The organism is Domibacillus robiginosus (assembly GCF_000966195.1).
GTDB classification, from domain to species: Bacteria; Bacillota; Bacilli; order Bacillales; family Domibacillaceae; genus Domibacillus; species Domibacillus robiginosus.
Map to the genome: position 1 here is coordinate 54821 of NZ_LAHL01000013.1, position 23314 is coordinate 78134.

At 44.3% G+C, this 23314-nt stretch carries 25 protein-coding genes and 1 pseudogene; 5 read left to right on the plus strand and 21 right to left on the minus strand.

What is annotated here, in order from left to right; genetic code table 11:
• Nucleotides 1-59 precede the first annotated feature (59 nt).
• Both VP97_RS10520 and VP97_RS10525 read right to left on the minus strand, forming a co-directional pair.
• On the minus strand, nucleotides 60-629 hold the full coding sequence (locus VP97_RS10520; RefSeq protein ID WP_050181747.1) for a TetR/AcrR family transcriptional regulator: 570 nt from the start codon (nucleotides 627-629) through the stop codon (nucleotides 60-62).
• Between the two features lie 290 nt (nucleotides 630-919).
• The gene (locus VP97_RS10525; RefSeq protein WP_050181748.1) at nucleotides 920-1522 is read right to left on the minus strand and encodes an FAD-dependent monooxygenase; all 603 of its coding nucleotides are present in this window, start codon (nucleotides 1520-1522) and stop codon (nucleotides 920-922) included.
• 274 nt (nucleotides 1523-1796) lie between these two features.
• Between VP97_RS10525 and VP97_RS10530 the strand changes: the two genes are divergently transcribed.
• Nucleotides 1797-1997 (plus strand): cold-shock protein, encoded by a 201-nt coding sequence (locus VP97_RS10530; protein ID WP_050181749.1) that lies wholly within the window; start codon nucleotides 1797-1799, stop codon nucleotides 1995-1997.
• Nucleotides 1998-2176: 179 nt separating this feature from the next.
• Here the strand turns inward: VP97_RS10530 and VP97_RS10535 are convergent, their stop codons facing one another.
• Together VP97_RS10535 and VP97_RS10540 are read right to left on the minus strand one after the other, a co-directional pair.
• The gene (locus VP97_RS10535; RefSeq protein ID WP_245629872.1) at nucleotides 2177-2347 is read right to left on the minus strand and encodes a hypothetical protein; all 171 of its coding nucleotides are present in this window, start codon (nucleotides 2345-2347) and stop codon (nucleotides 2177-2179) included.
• 168 nt (nucleotides 2348-2515) lie between these two features.
• A complete protein-coding gene (locus VP97_RS10540; RefSeq protein ID WP_050181751.1) occupies nucleotides 2516-2737 on the minus strand; it encodes a DUF378 domain-containing protein in 222 nt (73 codons plus the stop codon).
• Between the two features lie 175 nt (nucleotides 2738-2912).
• On the opposite strand from VP97_RS10540, the gene VP97_RS10545 reads away from it, so the two are divergent.
• Nucleotides 2913-4175, plus strand: a complete 1263-nt coding sequence (locus VP97_RS10545) for an erythromycin esterase family protein (RefSeq protein WP_050181752.1) — start codon at nucleotides 2913-2915, stop codon at nucleotides 4173-4175.
• A 15-nt stretch (nucleotides 4176-4190) separates the two neighbouring features.
• Here VP97_RS10545 and VP97_RS10550 read toward each other — a convergent pair whose 3' ends face one another.
• From VP97_RS10550 to queF, 4 genes and pseudogenes are all read right to left on the minus strand, one after another.
• Nucleotides 4191-4847 carry a M50 family metallopeptidase gene (locus VP97_RS10550; protein WP_050181753.1) on the minus strand — a complete coding sequence of 219 codons (657 nt, stop codon included), beginning with the start codon at nucleotides 4845-4847 and terminating at the stop codon, nucleotides 4191-4193.
• Between the two features lie 673 nt (nucleotides 4848-5520).
• Nucleotides 5521-5622, minus strand: a pseudogene (locus VP97_RS23265) (preQ(1) synthase); the annotation flags it as partial.
• A gap of 13 nt (nucleotides 5623-5635) precedes the next feature.
• Nucleotides 5636-6802 (minus strand): aminotransferase class I/II-fold pyridoxal phosphate-dependent enzyme, encoded by a 1167-nt coding sequence (locus VP97_RS10560; protein ID WP_050181972.1) that lies wholly within the window; start codon nucleotides 6800-6802, stop codon nucleotides 5636-5638.
• A 477-nt stretch (nucleotides 6803-7279) separates the two neighbouring features.
• A complete protein-coding gene (gene queF / locus VP97_RS10565) occupies nucleotides 7280-7777 on the minus strand; it encodes a preQ(1) synthase (protein ID WP_050181755.1) in 498 nt (165 codons plus the stop codon).
• 77 nt (nucleotides 7778-7854) lie between these two features.
• Here queF and VP97_RS10570 point away from each other — a divergent pair, with 77 nt between their 5' ends.
• Together VP97_RS10570 and VP97_RS10575 are read left to right on the plus strand one after the other, a co-directional pair.
• Nucleotides 7855-8175, plus strand: coding sequence for a thioredoxin family protein (locus VP97_RS10570; protein WP_050181756.1), 321 nt, complete (start codon nucleotides 7855-7857; stop codon nucleotides 8173-8175).
• A gap of 56 nt (nucleotides 8176-8231) precedes the next feature.
• A complete protein-coding gene (locus tag VP97_RS10575; RefSeq protein WP_050181757.1) occupies nucleotides 8232-8807 on the plus strand; it encodes a beta-class carbonic anhydrase in 576 nt (191 codons plus the stop codon).
• A 268-nt stretch (nucleotides 8808-9075) separates the two neighbouring features.
• Here VP97_RS10575 and VP97_RS10580 read toward each other — a convergent pair whose 3' ends face one another.
• On the minus strand, nucleotides 9076-11112 hold the full coding sequence (locus VP97_RS10580; RefSeq protein WP_050181758.1) for a catalase: 2037 nt from the start codon (nucleotides 11110-11112) through the stop codon (nucleotides 9076-9078).
• Nucleotides 11113-11399: 287 nt separating this feature from the next.
• Between VP97_RS10580 and VP97_RS10585 the strand changes: the two genes are divergently transcribed.
• Entirely contained in the window at nucleotides 11400-12443 is a 1044-nt protein-coding gene (locus tag VP97_RS10585; protein ID WP_050181759.1) for an N-acetylmuramoyl-L-alanine amidase family protein, read from the plus strand.
• A gap of 44 nt (nucleotides 12444-12487) precedes the next feature.
• On the opposite strand, the gene lplA is transcribed toward VP97_RS10585, so the two are convergent.
• The 12 genes from lplA to pxpB all read right to left on the minus strand — a co-directional run bounded on the left by lplA (nucleotide 12488) and on the right by pxpB (nucleotide 23268).
• Nucleotides 12488-13477, minus strand: coding sequence for a lipoate--protein ligase (gene lplA / locus VP97_RS10590; RefSeq protein WP_050181760.1), 990 nt, complete (start codon nucleotides 13475-13477; stop codon nucleotides 12488-12490).
• Between the two features lie 81 nt (nucleotides 13478-13558).
• Entirely contained in the window at nucleotides 13559-14389 is an 831-nt protein-coding gene (locus VP97_RS10595; protein ID WP_050181761.1) for a DUF1206 domain-containing protein, read from the minus strand.
• Between the two features lie 486 nt (nucleotides 14390-14875).
• On the minus strand, nucleotides 14876-15037 hold the full coding sequence (locus VP97_RS10600; RefSeq protein WP_156153464.1) for a hypothetical protein: 162 nt from the start codon (nucleotides 15035-15037) through the stop codon (nucleotides 14876-14878).
• A gap of 28 nt (nucleotides 15038-15065) precedes the next feature.
• Nucleotides 15066-15998, minus strand: coding sequence for a sensor domain-containing diguanylate cyclase (locus VP97_RS10605; RefSeq protein WP_172656759.1), 933 nt, complete (start codon nucleotides 15996-15998; stop codon nucleotides 15066-15068).
• A gap of 76 nt (nucleotides 15999-16074) precedes the next feature.
• Nucleotides 16075-17289 carry an NRAMP family divalent metal transporter gene (locus VP97_RS10610; RefSeq protein WP_050181764.1) on the minus strand — a complete coding sequence of 405 codons (1215 nt, stop codon included), beginning with the start codon at nucleotides 17287-17289 and terminating at the stop codon, nucleotides 16075-16077.
• Nucleotides 17290-17291: 2 nt separating this feature from the next.
• Complete coding sequence (locus VP97_RS10615; RefSeq protein ID WP_050181765.1) at nucleotides 17292-18056, minus strand: LamB/YcsF family protein; 765 nt, start codon at nucleotides 18054-18056, stop codon at nucleotides 17292-17294.
• 17 nt (nucleotides 18057-18073) lie between these two features.
• Nucleotides 18074-18826: an IclR family transcriptional regulator gene (locus VP97_RS10620; RefSeq protein ID WP_050181766.1), complete on the minus strand. Its 753-nt coding sequence runs from the start codon at nucleotides 18824-18826 to the stop codon at nucleotides 18074-18076.
• A 96-nt stretch (nucleotides 18827-18922) separates the two neighbouring features.
• Nucleotides 18923-19702, minus strand: a complete 780-nt coding sequence (locus VP97_RS10625; protein ID WP_050181767.1) for a putative hydro-lyase — start codon at nucleotides 19700-19702, stop codon at nucleotides 18923-18925.
• Nucleotides 19703-19716: 14 nt separating this feature from the next.
• Nucleotides 19717-21069: an acetyl-CoA carboxylase biotin carboxylase subunit gene (accC, locus tag VP97_RS10630; RefSeq protein ID WP_050181768.1), complete on the minus strand. Its 1353-nt coding sequence runs from the start codon at nucleotides 21067-21069 to the stop codon at nucleotides 19717-19719.
• Nucleotides 21070-21082: 13 nt separating this feature from the next.
• Entirely contained in the window at nucleotides 21083-21544 is a 462-nt protein-coding gene (accB, locus tag VP97_RS10635) for an acetyl-CoA carboxylase biotin carboxyl carrier protein (RefSeq protein WP_050181769.1), read from the minus strand.
• A gap of 18 nt (nucleotides 21545-21562) precedes the next feature.
• On the minus strand, nucleotides 21563-22567 hold the full coding sequence (locus VP97_RS10640) for a 5-oxoprolinase subunit C family protein (protein ID WP_050181771.1): 1005 nt from the start codon (nucleotides 22565-22567) through the stop codon (nucleotides 21563-21565).
• Nucleotides 22564-23268, minus strand: coding sequence for a 5-oxoprolinase subunit PxpB (gene pxpB / locus VP97_RS10645; RefSeq protein ID WP_082220328.1), 705 nt, complete (start codon nucleotides 23266-23268; stop codon nucleotides 22564-22566). Before pxpB ends, VP97_RS10640 begins: the two co-directional genes overlap by 4 nt.
• Nucleotides 23269-23314: the final 46 nt, after the last annotated feature.

A 23314-nucleotide genomic window follows, 5' to 3' on the forward strand; every position in this document is an offset into this window, starting at 1 on the left:
CCTCTATTAAATTCTATTTCTGACACAACTGTCAAATTAAAAGTGTAAAAAAGGGCGCTTCAATGCGCCCCGCTTCCTTCATACCATAATGCAAACAAATAATCTGCCCATTCATACGGCGGCAGCTGTAAGGTATTAGGTGTATTGATCAACTGAAAAAACAAGCCCGCTAATACCTGAATAGGGATATCTGTACGGATTGTTCCCTGTTTTTGTGCTGCATCAAAGATACGATCCAGCTGTCCGCGTAAATGTGTAAGCATCACAAGAACATCATTCACCTGCTGTGCGGCTTTTTCTGATTGCGTTACATCTACCTTTCGCGCATCTCCCAAAAAATAATGAAGATCTGCTTCCTCCATGTACACACGCAGCAGTTGCTTCAGCGCCTGAATCGGATCAGTTTCATCTACATTCCCTGCTTTAATAAGAGCTCTTACCATTGCCCGCTTCATTACAGCTGCAGCCACTTCTTCCTTGTTTGCATAGTATTGATAAATGGTACTGCGCGCTCCCGGCAGGTGACCGGCCAACAGTTTTAAATGAAAGCTGCTGTAGCCATGCTGCACAATAAGCGCTTCTGCCGTATCCAGCAGTTCATCTTCTGTAAATGCCCGTTTTCGCCCCATGGCGACCGCCCCTTTAATCCGATTGTTTCCACCAGTTTATCATGAGGCGCCCATTTGTTCCATATACGGCGGAGCCCATACAAAAGAGCCTGCTTTTTTTAGCAGGCTCGAGAGTGTAGACAAAGTAAGAAAGCAGGCTGATTGAAAACGCTTGTCTTTCCAGGAACGCCGCCGGCTGGGAAGCGGAGTGACCTTTTATGGGTCATGAGCATTCACAGACGGCAAGTGACGCTGAAAGCGGGCGTTTGTCAACAGCCTGAGCCTGCTTTTTTTAAGCAGGCTCTTTTGTCTTACATCGCTTCAGGTACAGATTCCATACTTTCTGTCATCCAAAGAAGGCTTGCATCTGCCAATGCCGATTTTTCGATTTGCTGATGCGGCTCCCCATCTGTTCCAATGGTAATTTTTGAATGAATAAAATATTTTTGTTTTTCTGTTTCAGCATATACGCCGGCAAGTATGTCTTCATCGAATAAAACTGCTTTTATTGAAGCACCCTTGAGCAGTTTTAAATTCGAAAACGACTCGGCCTGCCGGTACAATGCCATCAGCACCATTCGATTCATATGTCCATTGTGTTTATATAAAGGTTTCATCAGCAGCTGCTGTACTTTCTCTTCTTCCAGAAAAACGTAGAGCTCTTGTATCGCCGGCTTGATATGCTGATCGACATGATCAAACAGCCGAAGCTCGTACATAAGCTGTGTAAAAGATGTTTCATTTTGTTGTGGCTGATGGAAATCTGGGCCTCTCTCCAGCACGACTACATTCATACCCTGCTTTGCTAAAAAAAGTCCCATAATCATCCCGGCCGGCCCGTCTCCTGCAATACAGATATCCGTTTCCAATGTCACAGCACCGGCTTGTTGGCTTGTGATTGCAGCGGTGTCCATTTCCATCTTCCTTTCTCGAAAGTTTTGTTTCTTTCTTTCTGCCTTTACTATATAAGGAATAACAAAAATTGTCTTGGCATTTGTCAGAAATATTAACAGACTATTTAGATAATTTTGTTCCAATAAGGAAATTGCTTTATTTTCGTTTTTCTGCTATTATGAAAAAGAATTATTTTTGTTCGGAAAAAGCTGTTAAGTGATACACTTTCCATCTGAATGTAGTGAGCAAGGATAGTAACACAATGTGTGCACAGCACACGAGGAGGAAACACACATGGAACAAGGGAAAGTAAAATGGTTTAACGCAGAAAAAGGTTTCGGTTTCATCGAACGCGAATCTGGAGATGACGTATTCGTTCATTTCTCAGCTATTCAAGGCGATGGCTACAAATCTTTAGACGAAGGCCAAGCTGTAACATTTGATGTTGAAGCAGGGCAACGCGGACCACAAGCAACAAACGTACAAAAAGCGTAATTTCACTTCGTTATATGCAGCAGACTTTCTTCTGAAAGTCTGCTTTTTCTATTTGAAAACGGAAAGCCCTCTGTTTGAAATAAACAGAGGGCTGCGTCAACATCAACATGGATTGTTAAATGGTATATTGAGTATACCACAAAATCTTTTTCCTGATGCTTTTATTTTCAAGATGTGTATTACACACCCATTTTCCGGCGAGAGTTGCTTACTTTTTTTGTTTGCTGACTTTGCATTTTTTTTGTTGACGTGTTAAAGTTTCCGTTTGCTTTGCCGCCCGCATTTTGCGCTTTTTTCTCTTCCAGCTTCTTCATCATTGCTTCTTGAAGCGTCATTTTCTTTTCAGCCATCCTTATTTCCTCCATGCTTGTTTTTTTTAGTGTATCATGTTTGTCATCTTTTTGCTTTTTATTTATTTAGATGCGGGCTAGGCCCTTGTATATTTAAGCAAAAAAGCTGTTTTAAACACCGCACCGATCTGGCGTTTAAAACAGCTTTTTATAATCAGTCCATTAATTTTAGTGAGTTGTGTGGCGAGCATTGTCGCGGTTGATAAGTGGCAAGAATTTTAGTGAATACAATGCAGACAATCCAACAAGAATATAAACAATTCTCGCTAGAAGAGCATCCTGTCCACCAAAAATGGAAGCCACTAAGTCAAATTGCAGCAAGCCGACAAGAAGCCAGTTAATACCGCCAACAATTAACAAAATGAGTGCAATGGAATCAAGAGCCTTCACTTTTCTGCACCTCCTTTCACATCGTTATAATCAGTATTGCCGTTATCCCTCATTATGAAACATAGAATGCAAAAAAGTTTTAAAAAAAACAAAATCTGGCTATAAATAAATTGTTTAACATCGCAATGAAACATCCGGTTACGGTCATACTAAAAAAAACGTGAGGAGTGAAAGCATGATTCAAACCCAACAGTATGTAGACCGTATTAAACAGCATGCTGTCCGCTTTACGCATACTGAAGAACTGGCACCGATCGTTCAAGCCGCTAAAAGTGCAAAGTATGTGCTGCTTGGCGAAGCCTCACATGGAACATCTGAATTTTACACTACACGGGCTGACCTAACAAAACAGCTGATCACAAAACATAACTTTTCGTTTATTGCGGTAGAAGGAGACTGGCCTGCCTGCTTTGAAGTAAACCGCTATATAAAAGGACAGGCGCCCGAGTATGCGAACGCAGAAGAAGTGCTCCGTTCATTCCGACGCTGGCCGTCCTGGATGTGGGCAAACGACGAAATAATAGATCTAGTAGAATGGCTATATAATTTTAACCGGACACATGAAAAACAAATTGGATTTTATGGAATGGATGTATACAGTTTATGGGAGTCGATGGAAGCTATTGTTCAGTATCTGGAAGACATTCAGTCACCGGACGTGGCAAAAGCGAAAAAAGCATTTGAATGCTTTGAGCCCTTTCACCGACAAGCTGAGCAATACGGCATTTCTGCTGCTTTTTATGGCGAAAGCTGTATGGCGGAAGTAATGGATTTGTTAAAAACAATTCAGCAAAACCGGAAAACCTATACCCGTGATCCGGAAGCATCCCTTAACATGCAGATCAATGCGCTGGTTGCAAGAAATGCAGAGGCGTACTACCACGCTATGGTGACAAATGGAAATGAATCGTGGAATATCCGCGATCGTCATATGGTCGAAGCACTTGGGTTTATTTCCGCCTATTACGGAGCGGGATCAAAAGGTGTGATCTGGGAGCACAATACTCATATTGGAGATGCACGTGCTACCGATATGGCAGAGGAAAATATGGTAAACGTCGGACAGCTTACTCGTGAAATATACGGACCCGAGCAGGTATATGCGGTCGGCTTCGGTACGCACCGTGGCACAGTGATTGCAGCTGACAGATGGGGCGAGGAAATGGAAGTTATGCCAGTTCCGGAAGCAATGCCCGGAAGCTGGGAGGATATGCTTCATCAAGCGGGCGCTTTTAATCAATATATAATGTTTGGGCCTGAAAACCAGGATTTGTTTCGAGAAACCATTGGACATCGGGCTATCGGCGTCGTTTACCACCCGGGACGAGAGCGCTTTGGAAATTATGTTCCCTCACGTCTTTCTGAGCGCTACGATGCGTTTATTCATATTGATAAAACACACGCTTTGTCGCCTCACTTTTTTCATAACTTACTTTAAAACAATAAGAATTCCCTACCCGGCAAGCAGCTTGCCGGGTAAATAAATGCCAAAGTATAAAGCCTGAACGAAAAAAAGCAGGCCCCAAAAACGGCTTGAAATACCGGTCGTACGTTTTAAGGCGGCGGCGTCACCTGCTTTTTGGGGAGAAACAAGACTTAAATAAAAAATAACCCAGCTGCTACGAACAGATTCAACAAGCAGAACTCCTGTAATCACATGCATATAGGTTTGCTGAATAGTGCCGGAAGCGTACATATACACTGCTGCAGTACCAGCAAAAAAGGCTACAAGCCAAAAAAAGCCAAACCAATTACGTATCCAGAGCACCAGGCTTATGGCTAAAATCATAAATAGTCCGTAATACAACCATTCGGTATAACCATTCAAGGATGCCCAGGCAACCAAACACGCTATCGCCGATGCAAAAGGATAGCCGGCCAGCGAAGTGACAATCACAGCGAGTCTGTTGGCATTAGAGGTGTAGGCTACACCACTTGTGTCCCAAAACAGCCGGACATGATGAATGCCGCCGCCAAACAATAAACTGGCTAAAACGTGCCCAATTTCATGCAAAAGCGTGTTTAACACACGAAAATACTTTCCTGCTACAGGAACACACGTTAACAAAACGGCCGCCCCAATGAACAACACCGCCTGGCTGATTGTCATTGCTCCACCTTCTTTATTGACTTATTTCATAAATATGAAAAGATTGTCATCTTGTTTCATTTCTTTATTTTATCATTCAGTAACAAAGTCCACCAACTTTCGTAAGACTTAATAAAAGAATAATGCCGGAGCATCGCCTTTCCTTATTGAATCCCTATATTCCTTCCATAAATTGTTTAATCATTTATCTTCATGTTACAGCAGGGTATAGGAGCTTAAAAGAAAAGCAGGTTTAATACGATCGTTAAAACAATCGACAAAATAATTGAAATAAGTATACTTCCCATACAAGACATACGCATCGTTTGTAACCTGCCTTTTGTAGTAATAGTGCCTTTCTTTACCCTATTTTCTTATCGCTTTAAACTAACGGGGCAGGCAATTTCTCTATTGTTAAGAAGCATTCCTTATTTCTTTACATTTATTCTCTTTAACAGCTTGTAAAACCGAAAGTACCGCTGTGAGCATTGATACAGCCAGTAAACCTTTCTTCTTAAAAAAACCCCGAAAGGTAATCCTACCTTCAAATTGATCAAATAAAAAAGTGCCTAATAAAGACACCTTTTTCCTGTACAGATTACTGTGATTACATATCACCATAATTTTGTTTTCATGGTTACTCCTTTGATCACGTTAACGGAATAATTATCAACGTTTTTTTGATACCTCTTCCTTATCGGTTATCCATCGTTTCTGGATACAGATCATGGTTCATCATACGGTATTCGGCCATTTTCTCATATTTCGTGCCAGGCTTCCTGTATTCATGTACGGGTCAATGAGTCCTGTTAAATACCTTTTTTATTTATTTTTAAGTATTGCTCGATTCTATTCATCGCTTCATTCAATTTTTCCATCGAATAAGCAAAGGAGATACGCAGTCGATCCGATCCTCCTTTTGTAAAAACAGTACTGGGCAGAAGACCTACTTTCGCTTGCTCCAACAGCTCCATGCTGAATGCATACGAATCATGATGAAATCTTGTTATACTTGGAAACGCATAAAACGTTCCATCAGGCACAATTGTATCGAATCCCAGGGTATTTAATCGTTTACACAAGTAATCTCTCCGTTTTTGATATTCAAGCTTCATTTGTTCCACTTCTTTTTCTCCGTGATTGAGGGCATAGGCGGCGGCTTCCTGTGAGATAGAAGAAATACTTGTATTGAGGTATTCATGAACTTTAAACAGTTCATTGGTGATATAGGAAGGCGCAAGCGTACATCCGATTCTCCATCCCGTCATCGCATGAGACTTGGACACACCATTAATAACAATTACTTTTTCTCTTATAGAAGGAAATGAAGCGATGGATTGATGAGGTTGATCAAAAACCAATTCACTGTACAATTCATCTGAAATGACGAAAATATTATGTTTTTCGATGACTTTCGCCAAATCCATTAACTCATCTTTTGTTAGGATGGCGCCTGTTGGATTGGAGGGGAACGTTAGAATAATTGCTTTTGTTTTAGGAGTAATGGCTTGCTCCAGTTGTTCTTTTGTTAACTTAAAACGAGTACCGCTAACATCAATAGGCACGAGTACACCGCCGCACAACTTTATAACCGGCTCATACCCTGGATAAGCAGGTGTTGCGAGGATCACTTCATCACCTGGTGACAAAAGGGTCTTCAACGTAAGAAACACGGCTTCCGTTGTCCCATTTGTGACAATAATTTCATTGTCGGGGTTATACGATAAATGGTATCTCCGTTCCATAAATGATGACACTGCTTTTCGCAGTACCGGTTCCCCCGCCGTTGGTGCATAAAACGTACGATTGTTGTCTATGGCAGCTTTCCCTGCTTCTTTTATTAAAAAGGGCGTTTGAAAATCAGGTTCGCCTATTGTTAATGCCACGACATCATCGTATGTTTTAATAATTTCAGACATTTTTATGATCCCAGAAATTCCGAGTGACTGCACATCTTTATTGAATAAATTTTTCATAAAATCCACTCACTCGCTTCCAAATTTTCCTGTATTTTAAAAAAGAAAATAAGCCCTTTGAGTGAAAAAAATATTAAACATAAACAAATCTTGTTTTGTTCATTTTCATCTTCGTAATGACTACATGGATTTTACTTGTGCTTTGTTTGGATAAATTCGATATTGGCACCACTCCGCTACTCTTTCCATCTCTCCAAAAGCATTTTTGTTTATTCTTATTATATTATTTATTGGTTCAAAATAATAAATGTCAACTTAAATCCCGACGGAAGGCACAAGTTCGTGGTGCCATTCTATCAATTTCTAAGATATAAGATTTTTTGAAAACCGAAACCGTATCAACCACCCCGTATCTTAGTAAAAGCTTATGCACAAAAGCATTTGTTTATAAAAAAAAGACATCTCCAAATGGAGACATCTCTTTTTTACGTATAATGCGTGGTCACATTTGGTGTGATCACGTCCTCTTTTCACCTCTTATCGGTTATCCACCGTTTCTGGATATAGGTCATGGTTCATCATGCGGTACTCCGCTATTTTCTCGTATTTCGTGCCAGGCTTCCCGTAGTTTGTGTACGGGTCAATGGAAATCCCGCCACGAGGCGTGAATTTGCCCCATACTTCAATGTAGCGTGGATCCATCAGTTCAATCAGGTCATTCATGATAATGTTCATGCAGTCCTCATGAAAATCGCCATGATTACGGAAGCTGAACAAATACAGCTTCAAAGATTTACTTTCAACCATTTTCACATCGGGAATGTAGCTGATGTAAATGGTCGCAAAATCCGGCTGACCCGTCATCGGGCATAGCGATGTAAATTCCGGGCAGTTGAACTTTACAAAATAATCACGGTTTTGATGCTTATTATCAAACGTCTCTAAAACAGACGGATCGTAATCGAAAACATATTTTGTTCCCTGGTTGCCAAGCAATGTAATATCTTTTAGTTCTTCTTCTTTTCGTCCAGCCATGCCGGAGCCTCCTTATAAATCATATTCTTTTTTATTATAACAGAGACAGTTTACAATGAGAAAAAGGAGTGGTACAAATGCAGCATGTAACCTCATACACGGAATTTTCAGATATTCTTTTATCCAGCGAAGCCGTGCTGCTTTATGTTTCAAGCCCCGGCTGCTCTGTTTGTCATGCTTTGCTTCCGCAGGTCAAAGCGCTTATGCAGGAGTTTCCATACGTCAAAATGGTTTACGCAAATACAGGAATCGCCCCAGATATTGCCGGCCAGCTTACTGTTTTTTCTGTGCCAGCTGTTCTTTTCTTTTTAAAAAGCAGGGAACGATTCCGCGTTGTGCGTTTTGTTCCAATCGGAGGATTAAGAGAAAGTATTACTAATGCTTTAAAAATAATTTGACAAAAAATTATGAAATACTTCACAATAAAGAGTGAGGATTGAAAGGAGAGAATACAGTGACATTATTAAAAGACATTTTGGCGTTTAACGAAACATTTGTAGAAAACAAAGAATATGAAAAATTTGAGACAACAAAGTTCCCGGATAAGCGCGTCGTCATTTTAACGTGCATGGATACACGCCTTGTTGAACTTGTAACCGAAGCAATGAATTTTAAAAATGGAGATGTAAAAATCGTTCGTAACGCCGGCGCGATCGTCAATCATCCGTTCGGATCGATTATGCGAAGCCTGCTGGTTGCTGTGTATCAGCTTCAAGCGGACGAAGTATTGATCGTAGGGCATCATGATTGCGGTATGGGTTCTCTCTCAAGCGAGGTCATTATTGATGCAATGAAGGAACGGGGCATCCAGCAGGAAGTAGTGGATACACTTCGCAACTCTGGAATTGAAGTAGATAAATGGCTGAGCGGTTTCAGCAGCGTCGAAGAAAGTGTAGCACACAGTGTGAAAATGGTTAAAACACATCCATTAATGGTAGATACCATCCCGGTTCACGGACTGGTGATCGACCCGGCAACTGGCAAGCTCGATCTTGTTGTGGATGGATACAAAAAAGAAGCGGCCCTATAAGCCGCTTCTTTTTACGGTTTTAACACGACTTTTATGCAGTCATCCGTTTTTGTATCAAACAATTCATAGCCTTTTTTGGCTTGATCGAGCCGCAAAATACGAGGAATCATTTAAGGCAGCACAGGTTTCTGGAACTGTATGAATTAATCGTTTTTAAAAAACTTTGAACGACAAAGTCTGCTTTATTAGCAATAAACAAGGCTTTTATTCAGCTTTAAAACGATAAAAAAACTGCCGACAGCACATTCGGCAGTTTTTATTTCTTTCTTTATACAGAGCGGTTCCAGTGGCGGTGTTCAGCAAGAGCAGCGAGGAAGGTGTCTGCATAACCCTCAGATGGCGATGCTTCTGCTACTACGCCCGGATCACCAGGCAAATCCGCGATTAAATCTACTCCATCGTCTGTTGCTCCCACGGTTTTAAAGTGTTCGTATGCTTCCTTTAAGAAAGCTTTTGCCTGCTTTTTCGCTTTTGGATCGGCGCTCAATCCGCCTGCCGCGTAAACGGCATCAAATAAAACCGAGTCGGCAGTAAGGAAAGTATGATCTACTTCCAGCTCCGCTCCGTCGTCGCCTTTGATTGTTCCCTGCTTTGTACTCACCACTTCGGGACGAGTGCCGGCTTTTTCAAAGGCTTTGTAAATATCAGTCATTGTTTTGCCTGAGAAGCCTTCGCCTGCTAAGATCGCAATTTTGCGAGTGGCCACCCCTTTTACCGGGTTTGCTTCCTGGCTTAGTGCTGGCGAAGATTTGGTAATGGCTGATTCCTCTACATCAGATGGTGCCTGCACACCAATGGCATCGGCTACCTGCGCCGCCAGGCCTGCATTGACATTCGCAAACATATTCACAACCTGCTGGCGAATATCCTTGCTTTTTACTTTGCCAAGCTCAAAGCTGAATGCTTCGATAATATGTTGCTTTTCCACTTCTGTCATACTGTTCCAGAACAAAGTCGCCTGTGAAAAATGGTCTTTGAAGCTATCACTGCGGCGGGCCACTTTACGACCTTCCACTTTTTCCTGATAATGCGCGTAGCCGCCTTCTTCTTCCCTAGCCGGTACCGGCGTGTTCTGAGCCAACGAGTTTTGATGGTAGCTCACCTGTCCGACGTTAATCGTCTGGCGCCCGTATCCATCACGCTGGTTATTAAAAAACGGGCAGACAGGACGGTTAATCGGCAGCTCATGGAAGTTTGGCCCGCCAAGGCGGATTAGCTGTGTATCGGTATAAGAGAAAAGCCGTCCCTGCAGGAGCGGATCATTGGTAAAGTCGATTCCCGGGACTACATGGCCCGGATGAAAGGCTGCCTGCTCCGTTTCAGCGAATACATTATCGACGTTACGGTTCAGCGTCATTTTCCCGATGATTTTTACCGGTACGTCCTCTTCTGGCCAGATTTTCGTCGGATCAAGCACATCAAAATCAAATGTAAACTCGTCTTCTTCATCAATCATCTGCACGCCAAACTCAAATTCCGGATAATCACCCATTTCGATAGATTCCCACAGGTCACGGCGGTGGAAATCCGGATCTTTTCCGGCAATTTTCTGTGCTTCGTCCCATACAAGTGATTTAATACCGAGAACCGGCTTCCAGTGGAACTTTACAAACCGCGCTTTTCCCTCTTCGTTTACAAAACGGAATGTGTGAACACCGAATCCTTCCATCATCCGGTAGCTGCGCGGGATGGCACGGTCAGACAAATGCCACATAATCATATGGGCCGATTCCTGATTGTTGGCAATAAAATCCCAGAAGGTATCATGGGCACTCGCTGCCTGAGGCATTTCATTGTGAGGCTCTGGCTTGACGGCATGAATCAGGTCTGGAAACTTGATCGCATCCTGAATAAAAAAGACCGGGATATTATTACCGACAAGGTCGTAGTTTCCTTCCTCCGTATAAAACTTCGTTGAGAAGCCGCGCACGTCACGAACCGTATCTCCTGAACCACGGGAGCCCGCCACAGTCGAATACCGGACAAAAACCGGTGTTTTCTTCGATGGATCCTGCAGGAAGCCGGCTTTTGTATATTCTTTCATAGACTCGTACACTTGAAAGTACCCATGTGCCGCAAACCCGCGCGCATGAACAACTCGTTCCGGAATACGCTCATGGTCAAAATGGGTCATTTTTTCACGGAAATGAAAATCCTCCATTAATGTAGGCCCACGGTCCCCTGCTTTCAACGAATGTTCATCTTCTGACACACGAAGTCCCTGATTCGTTGTTAATTTTTCTCCCTGATCCTTTACACGGAATCCATCAAGCTGTTTATTTTTGCTGTTTTCGTTAATCGCCATGCTTTAGCCCCCTTATTGATTTATTCATTAAAAGTTCTTTACTTATTATCCGTACCACTTTTTAAAGAGAACAAACAAAAAAATTCGACATATTTATTCAAACTAGGCAAAGGTTGTGCTTTTTCTTTCTTTTTTCAAGAAAACCTTCCAAAATATCCTGCCTTAACAGGAAAATTTTTCTTTTATTCAGACCAATTTTCTTACAAAATGAATCATTATTTTTGCGGATGTGACGCTTTCTGCCAAATGTTACGATGGAAGCGAAATGAACGAATAGGCGGTGTATTATGGAAAAAGTAAGACTTGGTATTTTACTTCTTTTTTTACTCGGCCTTACCGGGCTGGCCGGACAGCCTGCTTTGGCTCAGTCCCAAACAGGCTCCATCACAGGAGATCGTGTGAATATAAGAGAAAGTCCTTCTCTATCGGCTTCTGTTCTTGGACAGGTACATACAGGAGACCGTGTCTCTATTCTTTCATTCCAAAATGGCTGGGTACAGATCTCCTTTAGAAACCAAAAAGCCTGGGTTAGCGGACAATACGTCAGAGGAACAGCCCAAAAAACGGCTTCCTCGGGGGAATTTGTCCGCATTCAAACAGAAGGAACCAATTTGCGGAGCGGTCCTTCTACTTCCTCGTCTGTCATCGTGCAGGGATCTGTTGGAGAGCGTTATCCAGTTACAGGCCGAAGTGGAGATTGGATTCGCATCCGCCTGGCAAGCGGGAATGAAGCTTATGTAGCCGGCTGGGTCGTGTCTGGTCAAAGCCCGGAAAACCATTCCTCTGCTTCTTCTTTACAGGGCAAAGTGATTGTGCTGGATCCCGGACACGGGGGAGTGGACGGCGGAACGTCTGGTTTACACGGCACCATCGAAAAAAATGTGACACTTCAAACAGCCTGGAAGCTGCGTGATGCATTAACCGCTAGCGGAGCAAAAGTGGTGTTAACCCGGACCGGTGATCAATATGTGCCGCTTCCATCCCGGACAGCGGACGCGCGTCAACACGGGGCAGATGCATTTATCAGCCTCCATTTTGATGGGGCACAGAGCCAGCAGGCAGCCGGCTTTACGTCTTATTATTACCACAGGACTCATCAAAAGCTTGCCCGTTCTTTGAGCGAAGGGCTAAACGGAACGCTTCCGAATGCAAACCGTGGAACACAGCATGGTGACTATTTTGTTCTTCGCGAAAACCAGCGGCCGGCCGCTTTGCTTGAGCTCGGTTATTTAACAAATCCGGCTGAAGAATCATCAATCGTTTCAGCTGCGTACCAGCAGCAGGCAGCAGCCGGAATTCGAGACGGCCTGGCCTCTTATTTTTCTCATTAACAGCACAAACAGCGCCCGGCTTTTTGCCGGGCGCTGTTTTCAAATCAATAAATTAAGTCCACAAGGTCATCAATCGTAACATTTCCGAAGTAATGCTTCATATCCAGAGGCTCAAGTGCCTGACGAATAGCACCCTTTTCATACTTTGTTCCAAGGAGCGCTTCCTCCACTTCCGCTACATCCCCCGCGCCAAAAAAGTCGCCAAAAACACGGGCTGTTTGAATGTTTCCTCCTTTTACATGAAGGCGTATATCAATAAGACCAACCGGAAAGCGGTGAGAGCGTTCGATATTAAACGCCGGTGATTTACCATAGTTCCAATCCCAGTTTCCGTAGCGTTCAGCTGAAATCTGGTGAATGACTTTCCAGTCTTCTTCTGTCAGCACGTATTCCTTTACTTGCTCTTCACCGTTAAAAATTTGCGTTAAAATAAATTGCTTAAATTGGGTAATAGACATTTTTTCCTCGATCAAGTCAGATATGTTCGCCACACGGCTGCGAATCGATTTAATGCCTTTAGATTCGATTTTGTCTTTACGCACCTTAAGGGCAGCCACGACATCATTCATATTCGTATCAAATAGGAGCGTACCATGTGTAAACATACGTCCTTTTGTAGCAAACTGGGCGTTCCCTGAAATCTTAAACCCGTTAGCTGTTAAATCATTGCGCCCGCTCATTTCCGCATTCAAGCCGAGTTTATTCAATGCTGCTACAACCGGCTCGGTAAACTTGCGAAAATTATGAAAGCTGTCCCCATCGTCTTTTGTAATAAAGCTGAAATTTAAATTGCCGAGGTCGTGGTAAACTGCTCCGCCGCCGGACAGACGGCGGACAATGTGAATACCGTTTTCTTCGACATAATCTACATTTATTTCTTCAATCGTATTCTGGTTTTTACCGATAATGATAGAAGGTTCGTTAATGTAAAAAAGCAGATAAGACTCTTCAATATCCAGGTGTTTAACGGCATATTCTTCAATCGCCAAATTAATGCGCGGGTCGGTAATTCCTTTATTATCAATAAAAAGCATCGTGCACCTCCGAGTATTTTAGTTCAAATGTAGCACAATGAGATTCTTTCTCAAAGAAAAAGCACCCGATTTTCGGATGCTTTATTCTCTGCCGAAATTCATGCGCTGGTAACGGCCGCGAATCATTTCGTATATGCCATATAATAGTAGCCCTGCTGCAGCAAGACCGAGCAAAAACTGTCCGTACGGCTGCGAAGCAAGCTCTGCTAACGCGCCGTCAATGCCTTTTGTTTCATTGGGGTCAGCAGTGACAGCCGTTTTAATAAAGAAAAAACCGGTCATCGCAAGGACTATTCCCCGTGCAAGGAGTCCGGCTTTTCCTGCTCTTCGGGCAAGGCCTATTTCTTTTTCATTCATTTCATGTGTTTTAAAATACTTCATAAATTTCCCTTTAAGGCCCCGGTATAATTCTATACATCCATATACAATAATGATAAGTCCAATACAGCCGACGACCCACTGACCAAACGGCTGAGCCAGAAGCTTTGCGGAAATCGTCTTTTCCGAGTTCCCTCCTCCGCCGGCATGGATAGCAAGCCGGATCGCAGTGAGAGCCAGGCTTCCATAAATAACAGCACTAACCATGTAACCAATCCGTTTTGCCATTCCTTTAGCTCTAGTGCCTTCGTGCTGGACATCTTTTATCGACTTGATGAGTTCCCATATCACGTATCCAATCAGACCAATGCCAATAAGCCAGAGCAGTATCTGGCCAAATGGTTCGTCAGCTACAGTTGCTAGAGCGCCGCTTGTATCGGTCGTTCCTCCGCCGGCGCCTGCTGCTGCCATCAGGGCAAAGATACCAACCAGTGCATAAACACTGCCTTTTGCCATATGACCGATCCGCCCGAATCTCCGAATCCACGGTTTGGCTTCATGTACTTTTGATCGCATGCTTTCTTTTGCTGTCATTTTTTCTCCCTCCCTCTGCTTTCGTTTCCCCTATTCATTCCCGTTTTTTATTTTCGCGAAAACTGGTATTTTTTTGGTTCATCAGCCCTTTTGGGTAAGCAGCAATGAAAACAGAACGAATAAACCCATACCTCCCTGCTTAGCTTTCTTTTCTGCCAGTTAAGCGAAGCATACAGCAGAACAAAAAAAGCACCCTTTTTTAGGTGCTTCAGTGCATAGACAAATTATATGGATGACCGTGCATATGAATGGGAGGGATCGGCGGCGTCCAGGTAGCTCCGCTTTCCATGGAGCAGGCACCGAGCCCGACTTCGCCTGACGGCTCTACCGGTCTCAGCTGCCCGCTCGTCCCATAGGAGTCTGCGCTGACCTGGACGCCGCCAAGTGGCTTGCGACAAGATTATATAGAACGAATAAGGTCGTATCTTTCTGTTTAAAAAAGAGAAAATGTCTATTCGGTCTCTGCTTACTTGTCTTCCACAGCACTTAGCGAAGCCTGTCGGACGAAGACTCCTGCTGGAAGTACAGTGAGCCGGGAGATCCCGCAGTTGCAGCCGAGGGAACTTCCGCACTGCCCGAGGAACGCGAAGTCCGGCCGGCTTCACTGGTCGGCTCTTTTTTTAAAAGCGAAAGACTTTGCTCACACACTGAGAAGTATCCTTTTTCAGGTGCTTTCTCAGATAGATACACGGCAGCCACCGCTTCGCTTCGATTGATACAACAGTCCATCTGCTTCTTTCATTAAAAACTGAACTGGTACTCGTTTTGTGTCAGCGATCCCAGCCGATAAAAGAACGCCATATGTACGGAATTCTTGATTCCGCTTGCTTTCATTGATTATTTCCCGAGCGAACAGGGCTGCTTCCTCTGCTGACCGGTTCAAAAAGAGCACACCAAATTCATCACCGCCAAATCGAAAGCCGTATGCATCCTCAGGAATAATTTGCTTGATAACTGAAGCAACCTCCATTAAAACATGGTCTCCGGCTTCGTGTCCAAACCGGTCATTCACTTGTTTAAATTTATCCAGATCGATCATTAAAAGAGCATGTGTCCCTTTTTCAATCCAATCAGACGCCATGGCACGCTTCCAGTAAACACGATTATACAATCCTGTTAATCCGTCCTGGATAAGCAGCCGCTCGGTATCAATCGCGTAAGACAGGAAGGAAGCAAGCTTCTTCAGAATTTGAACTGTTTTACTATCGTATCGGTTTAAGCATGTATTCATTGAGCAAAGGGTACCGAATGTGCTGCCGTCTCCCAAAGAGATAGGTACCCCTGCGTACGAACCGATATTCAGTGAGTACGTAAAATCATTACGCTTTGTACGCTCGTCTTCCTTAGCATTTCCAATCAGCATCGGCTGCCTGCTTGCATAAGGTATTTGGCAATACGTATCCTGCAGGCGGACAGTTTCTCCTTCTTGAACCAAAATATCACTTCTAGAAAGGGTCTGTAATACCTTCAGGCGATCCCTTTCAATCAAGCTGATATAAAACGTTTCATCTCCGATTAAATCGTTGGCTATTGATAAAATATCCGCAAAGACGCGGGAAAATGCTGCTGTTTCCAGCCAGTCTGTTTCCACTTCTTCACCTTCTTTCATCCATGCAATCATTCATTTCAGTATAACGATGAAACAGCAAAAAGTCAGCCTTGGCCGGCTGACTTTTTGGGATGTTTTATTCAAATAATGTTGGGAGCTGGTTGATTAATGTGTAGCCGCCCATAAAAGCCATAAGTATAACGACAATAGCCCCCGCGATTGTCATCCAAATCGGATGGCGGTATGATCCGACAATATTTTTTCTATACGCTGCGATCAGCATTACGCCAAGAGCGATCGGTAAAATGAGTCCATTTAATGCTCCCGCAAGAATCAGCATTTTAACCGGCCTTCCAATTGTGGCAAAAATGATCGTAGATACAATAATAAATAAAACAATAATCGCTTTGTGATTTTTTTCAATAGCAGGGTGGAATGTACGGATAAAAGAAACCGATGTATACGCTGCTCCTATCACCGATGTAATAGCTGCAGACCACATCACAACACCGAACAAGCGATAACCGATATCGCCAGCGGCCAGCTGGAACACAGAAGCCGGCGGATTTTCAGGATCAATCGCGAGTCCTTGTGCCACGACGCCAAGTGCGGCCAAAAATAAAAAGATCCGCATAATCGAAGCGATGCCGATCGCAGAAACGGAACTTTTTGTTACCTGTGGAACCGCGGCTTCTCCTTTTATACCCGCATCAAGCAAACGATGCCCCCCGGCAAACGTAATGTACCCGCCAACTGTACCGCCCACAAGCGTTACAATGGCTAATGTATCAATTGTATCCGGTACAAATGTTTTTACAACAGCCTCTCCTACCGGTGGGTTTGCTTGAAATACAACAAAAAGCACGAGTAAAATCATAACAAAACCCATTAGCTGGGTGAATTTATCCATTAATACGCCTGCTTCTTTTACAAGAAAAATCGCAACGGCGATAACAGCACTGATAATGGCACCTGTAACAGGTGACACACCAAAAATGACATTTGCACCTAACCCCGCACCGCCAATATTTCCAATGTTAAATGCAATGCCGCCAAGTACAATAAGTGCGGCTAAAACATAACCGAGCCCAGGCAGTACCATGTTTGCAATTTCCTGCGCTCTTTTTTCTGAGACAACTAAAATACGCCAAATATTTGTCTGTGCCCCGATATCGAGCAAAATAGAAACAAGAATAACGAAACCGAAGCTTGCGGCGAGCTGCTCGGTAAAAACCGTTGTCTGCGTTAAAAAGCCAGGTCCAATGGCGGAAGTTGCCATTAAAAAGGCAGCGCCTAATAATATACTCCAATTTGATTTTTCCTGCTGTTGAAGCTGTTTTTGTTTTGACATGTTTATTCCTCCCTGGCGATTGAACGCACGTCAATCCCTTCTTCCTGCAGCTTTGTCCGGATCAGCCGGGCAAATGAAAGCGCGTGAGGTCCGTCGCCATGTATACAGACCGTGTCCGCTTGAATATCGACCTCTGTCCCGTCTGCTGCCCGTACTTTCTTTTCTTTCGCCATACGGATAACCTGAGATACCGCTTCTTCCGAATCCTCAATTAATGCATGGGGCAAACGCCGCGGCGTCAGCATCCCTTCCCGGGTATAAGTACGGTCCGCAAAAACTTCACTGGCTGTTTTTAGTCCTGCTTTTTGGCCGGCTTCAACCAGCTTGCTTCCCGCCAGACCGTATAGAATAAGAGATGTATCCACATCTTTAACAGCTGCGGCAATAGCAGACGCCATCTCTTCATTTGAAGCTGCCATATTATAAAGTGCACCATGCGGCTTCACATGATGCAGGGCAGCTCCTTCTATTTGCACGAACGCCTGAAGGGCGCCGATTTGATACACAACAAGTGAGTATACTTCTTCTGGCGAAAGCGCCATGTTCCGGCGTCCAAAACCGGCTAAATCTAGAAAGCCTGGATGGGCGCCCATTTTGACGCCGTGCTCTATCGCTAAATGAACCGTTTTTTTCATTACATCTGGATCACCCGCATGAAATCCACAGGCAATATTCGCCGATGTAATGTATGGCATGATGTCCTGATCATGGCCGATGGAGTATGCTCCAAAGCTTTCTCCCATATCACAGTTAATATCTATTTTCATAAAATGCACCTCCAAAATCAGCGATCTACGGCACCGAGTTCAGCGGAGATCTGCCGTGATGCTTCTGTCAGCTTTTCAATCATTTCTTTTGCATGTGCTTCATCTTGAAAGCGGACTTCAGGACCTACCAGGCTAATCCCGGCTACTACATCTCCTTTATGATTAAAAATAGGAGCAGCAATAGCGGAAGAATGATCTTCTAATTCAGAATGGCTGATCGACCAGCCATTCTTCCGCGTTTCCTCAATCAGCTGACGCAGTTCTTCTTTGTTTTCCGGTGTTCCTTTTGCGTACCGTACAATCTGGAATGATTCAATTAACCACTCTTGTTCGGCCTGCTCCATAAAAGACAGCAGTATACGAGGGCATGCTCCTCCATACAGCGGAGCACGACGGCCAATTTGTGTGTAAACGCGGACACGTTCCTGCGTATCAACCTTCTCAATGTAAACCGCTTCATCTCCGTCCCGTATCACAAGATTCACAGCTTCCCCTGTTTCTTTCCGGAGTTTTTGCATGTAGGGTAATGCAATGGAGCGGATATCCAGCCGTTCAGCGACAAGGTTACCGAGCGCCAGAAAAATTAAACCTAAACGGTAGGCACCTTCCTCGTCTTTCTCCAAAAATCCAAGTTCAAGCAATGACTCTGCCATTCGATAAACAGACGTTTTCGGCAGCCCTGTTTTGTCTATCATTTCCAGCAGTGTTAATTTTTCTTCTGTAAAAAACAATTGAATGATTTCCATTGATTTAAGGACAGTTTTATTCATTTTCTTCTCTCTCCCTGTTCCGATAAATGGAATAGCCTCTCCATTTATTGTTTTGCTCCATTATATATGAAACAGTGGACAGAGGCGCAGCCAAATTTATAAAACGGAGTACTGGCTGTCTTTTTGATCAGTAATAAACATATGTCCAGGCGCATGGGTAATCATCAATGCCGGCTTGCTTGACATCGCAATAGATTGCGGGGTTGCACCGCATGCCCAGAAAACAGGCGTCTCACCTTCTTTTACGGTTACAGCATCGCCAAAATCCGGCTTGTCTAGCCGGGCAATGCCCATTTGTTCCGGCATGCCGATATGTACAGGTGAACCGTGCACCGACGGGAAGCGGGACGTTACTTCCACCGCACGTACCACATCTTTCGATTGAAATGGACGCATGCTGACCACGAGGTTCCCATGAAACACACCAGCCGGTTCACATGGCTGATTTGTAATATACATCGGTACATTCCGTTGTTCATCAATGTGGCGGATCGAAAGGCCATTGTCAAGCAAGGCATGTTCAAATGTAAAGCTGCATCCAATTAAAAAGGAAACAAAATCGTCCTGCCAGTAAGCTTCAATACTCGTTACTTCTTCAACAAGCTCCCCGTGACGGTAAATCCGGTATTTTGGTGTGTCGTACCGCAAATCAGCCGTTGGTGCCGTTAATCGCGGAACCGGCGAACCTGCATCCGTTACTTCAAGAAGCGGGCATGCTTTTGGATTCCGCTGGCAAAACAGCAAAAAGTCATATGCCTGTTCTTTCGGCAAAATCACAAGATTAGCTTGCGTGTACCCAGGGGCCAGGCCAGCTGTTGGCGTTGTCCATTTGTTTTCCCGAATCTGCTTACGAACCCATTCCAAAGACGTTTCCATTTTTATGCCTCCCTTTATTCTCTTGAAAAAAGATTAACCTCTTCTAAAAAACGTGTAGTGAATGTTCCTTTCTTAAACAGTTCTTGGTCAAGCAGCCGCAAGTGAAAGGGAATCGTCGTTTCAATTCCTGTGATGACCATTTCATTTAATGACCGTTTCATTTTTTGCAGCGCTTCTTCCCTTGTTTCTCCCCACACAATCACTTTTGCAGCCATTGAATCATAAAAAGGAGGGATAGCATACCCGGTATAAACGGCACTGTCCACCCTTACCCCAAAACCGCCTGGCGGGAGGTATTCCACTACGCGCCCCGGAGACGGCCGAAAGTCATGCTCGGGGCTTTCCGCATTGATCCGGCATTCAATAGCCCAGCCCGTTATCCGGATATCTTCTTGTTTATGCGAAAGCGGCAGGCCGGCTGCAATCTTTATTTGTTCTTTAATAATATCTACTGTAGTCACAAGTTCCGTTACAGGATGTTCGACCTGAATGCGAGTGTTCATTTCCATAAAATAAAACTGGCCATGCTTATCAAGCAAAAATTCAATGGTTCCCGCACTGTGATATTGAACTGCTTGAGCTGCTTTTACAGCTGCTTCACCCATTTGGCGGCGAAGCTGTTCACTTAGCGCTGGTGAGGGTGCTTCTTCTACCAGCTTTTGGTGCCTTCTTTGAATGGAACAGTCTCGTTCGCCCAGGTGAATCACCTGTCCGAAGCGGTCTGCCAGCACTTGAATTTCAATATGGCGCGGTTCCTCGATATATTTTTCAAGGTAAACAGCAGCATTGCCAAAGGCTTTTTCCGCTTCAGACTGCGCCTGATGAATCGCCTGCTGCAGGTCCTTCTCTGTTTCCGCCAGGCGCATCCCTTTGCCGCCGCCTCCTGCTGTCGCTTTGACAATAACCGGATAGCCGATTTCTTTTGCCACCTTTAAGGCTTCATCCTGACTTTGGATGATGCCTTCTGTTCCTGGCACCGTTGGCACTCCCGCTTCTTTCATCGTTGAGCGCGCTACCGCTTTTTCACCCATTTTGCGGATCGCTTCCGGTTCAGGTCCAATAAACACGACATTGCATGCACGACACATTTCCGCAAAATCTGCATTTTCGGCCAAAAACCCATACCCCGGATGAATCGCATCTGCCTGCGTCACCATAGCAGCACTCATGATATTATGCATATTCAAATAACTGTCTTTAGCAGGTGTTTTCCCGATACAAAGCGCTTCGTCCGCAAGCTTTACATGCAGCGACTCACGGTCTGCTTCGGAAAAAATGGCAACCGTCTGGATGCCCATCTCTTTGCAGGCGCGAATAATACGTACCGCGATTTCCCCTCTGTTTGCAATCAATACTTTTTTAAACATGTAAATGCTCCTTTTACGATCGCTTCTTCAGCTTAAAAAGCGGCTGCCCATACTCCACTACGTCTCCATCTTCCACCAGCACTTCAACAATTTCACCATCTACATCCGCCTGAACTTCATTAAACAGCTTCATCGCTTCTACAATGCAGACAACTTGTCCTTTTTGGACAATGTCTCCTATTTGAACAAGCGGTTCTTCGCCTTCGTTAGCACGTGTGTAAAAGGTGCCCACCATGGGAGAAGTAATGACTTCATCCTTCGATACAGCTTCATCCTTCGCTGCTTTATCTGTTTGTTCATTTGATAGCAGCTGATCAGGCACTGCTGCATTGACTTCTTCCTTTTGAACCTTGTCTTGAAAGACTGGCTGTTTTTCAAGCTTCATTTTCATTCCGTCATATTCAAACGTGAAGACATTGACACTCGACCGGTCAATAATATTCACCATTTCCTGAAAGTCACTCATTTTAATCATGGCTGTCTCCTTATACATTCATTCAAATGACCATTTCTTTAACAAAAGAGCGGTACGAATTTGTTTGATTTCCTTTTCGCGTTTCATGTAAAGCTGTTCTGCTTCATAAAGCGAAATTTCTTGAAAGCGGACGCGGTCTCCCGGCTTCATTTGAGCGACGACCGGTAAATCGGCCGCTGCAATTTGTCCAATTCTCGGGTAGCCGCCGGTTGTCTGACGGTCTGCAAGCAGTACAATTGGGTTGCCATCGCTCGGCACTTGAATCGTTCCATTGGCTACCGCTTCAGACAATAATTCAAACGGCTGTTTTAGCCCGAGAGAAGCACCTGAAAGACGGTATCCCATCCGGTCCGACTGCGGGGTAATTTGAAATTCCTGTTCGAAAAACTTCTTTTGGGCAGATTCCGAAAACTTCTCAAATTCGGCTCCTTTTAAGACACGGACCACACTTTTATTAATATAACGTTCAAACGGCACATACCAGTCAACTGACGCAAATGACCCCTGTTTCAGCTTGCTTTGAAGGACTTTTTTTATTTTACGAGAAAAGCTGCTTTCCTCTCCCAGCGGAATCAAATCGCCTTCCTGGAGAGCGCGCCCTTTAAAGCCGCCAATTTCCCCGCGTATATACGTACTTTTGCTGTTCATCACATTTGGAATGGAAAAGCCACCTGCGACAGCAACGTACGCGCGGCATCCAGCTTTACAGCCGGTGAACGAAAGAACCGTATTCTTTTGTACAAAAACAGGTCTCCATAAAGGAACGGGATTTCCATCGATGACCGGGTTTAAGCTTCCGCCCGTAATGGAAATCAATGTGTCTTCGTTAAACTGAAGAGATGTACCCATCATCGTTACTTCAATGGCTGCTTCTCCCTCTTCATTTCCGACTAATACATTTGCGAGACGAAGCGAAAGCGAATCCATTGCGCCGCCAACCACGACTCCGTATTGTTGGAATCCATATCGCCCTAAATCTTGAATTGTCGCCAAGAGTCCCGGGCGGATGATTTGTACACTCATTGCCATCTCTCCTGATACTGGTCATATTCTTCCTTGGTGATCGGCACAAATTTCACGATGTCACCCGCCGACAGTACACTTGGCTGATCACGGTCCGGACGGAAAAGAGCCATCGGTGTCCGTCCGATCAGCTGCCATCCGCCCGGTGTAGAGATCGGATATACGCCTGTTTGGCTGCCTGCTATTCCAACACTTCCAGCCGGAATAGACGTACGCGGGGACGGGCGGCGTGGGGCATTTATTTTTTCTGAAAGGCCGCCAAGGTAAGGAAAGCCTGGTGCGAACCCGATCATGTAAACGGGATACTGGGCTGATGCATGCAAATGAATCACTTCATCGGCCGAAAGCTGATTGTGTGCCGCGACGAAATCGAGATCCGGTCCAAAATCGCCTCCATAGCATACCGGAATGTCCACAATTCGCGGAGTGCTTTCTACTTCCTCAACAAGTGTCTCCAAAATCTGCTCAAGAATGGCACGGACAATTTGAAAAGAAGATTTCTCATTTTCTCCGTATGTCCGTTTCACAATAAATGGGTCAAAAAAAACTGTTACACTGGCAAAAGCAGGCGTACATTCAATGAATCCAGAGAATGATTCAGAATGAAGTTTTGTTGCTAGCGCTTTCACTTTTTTATTAATGAACGAACTGATTTCTGTTCCAAATTGAACGGTCAAAGCCGACTCTCCTAACGGCTTCATTTGAATCTCTTCTAGGTTTTTTTTCATCGTTTGAATCTTTCTCACC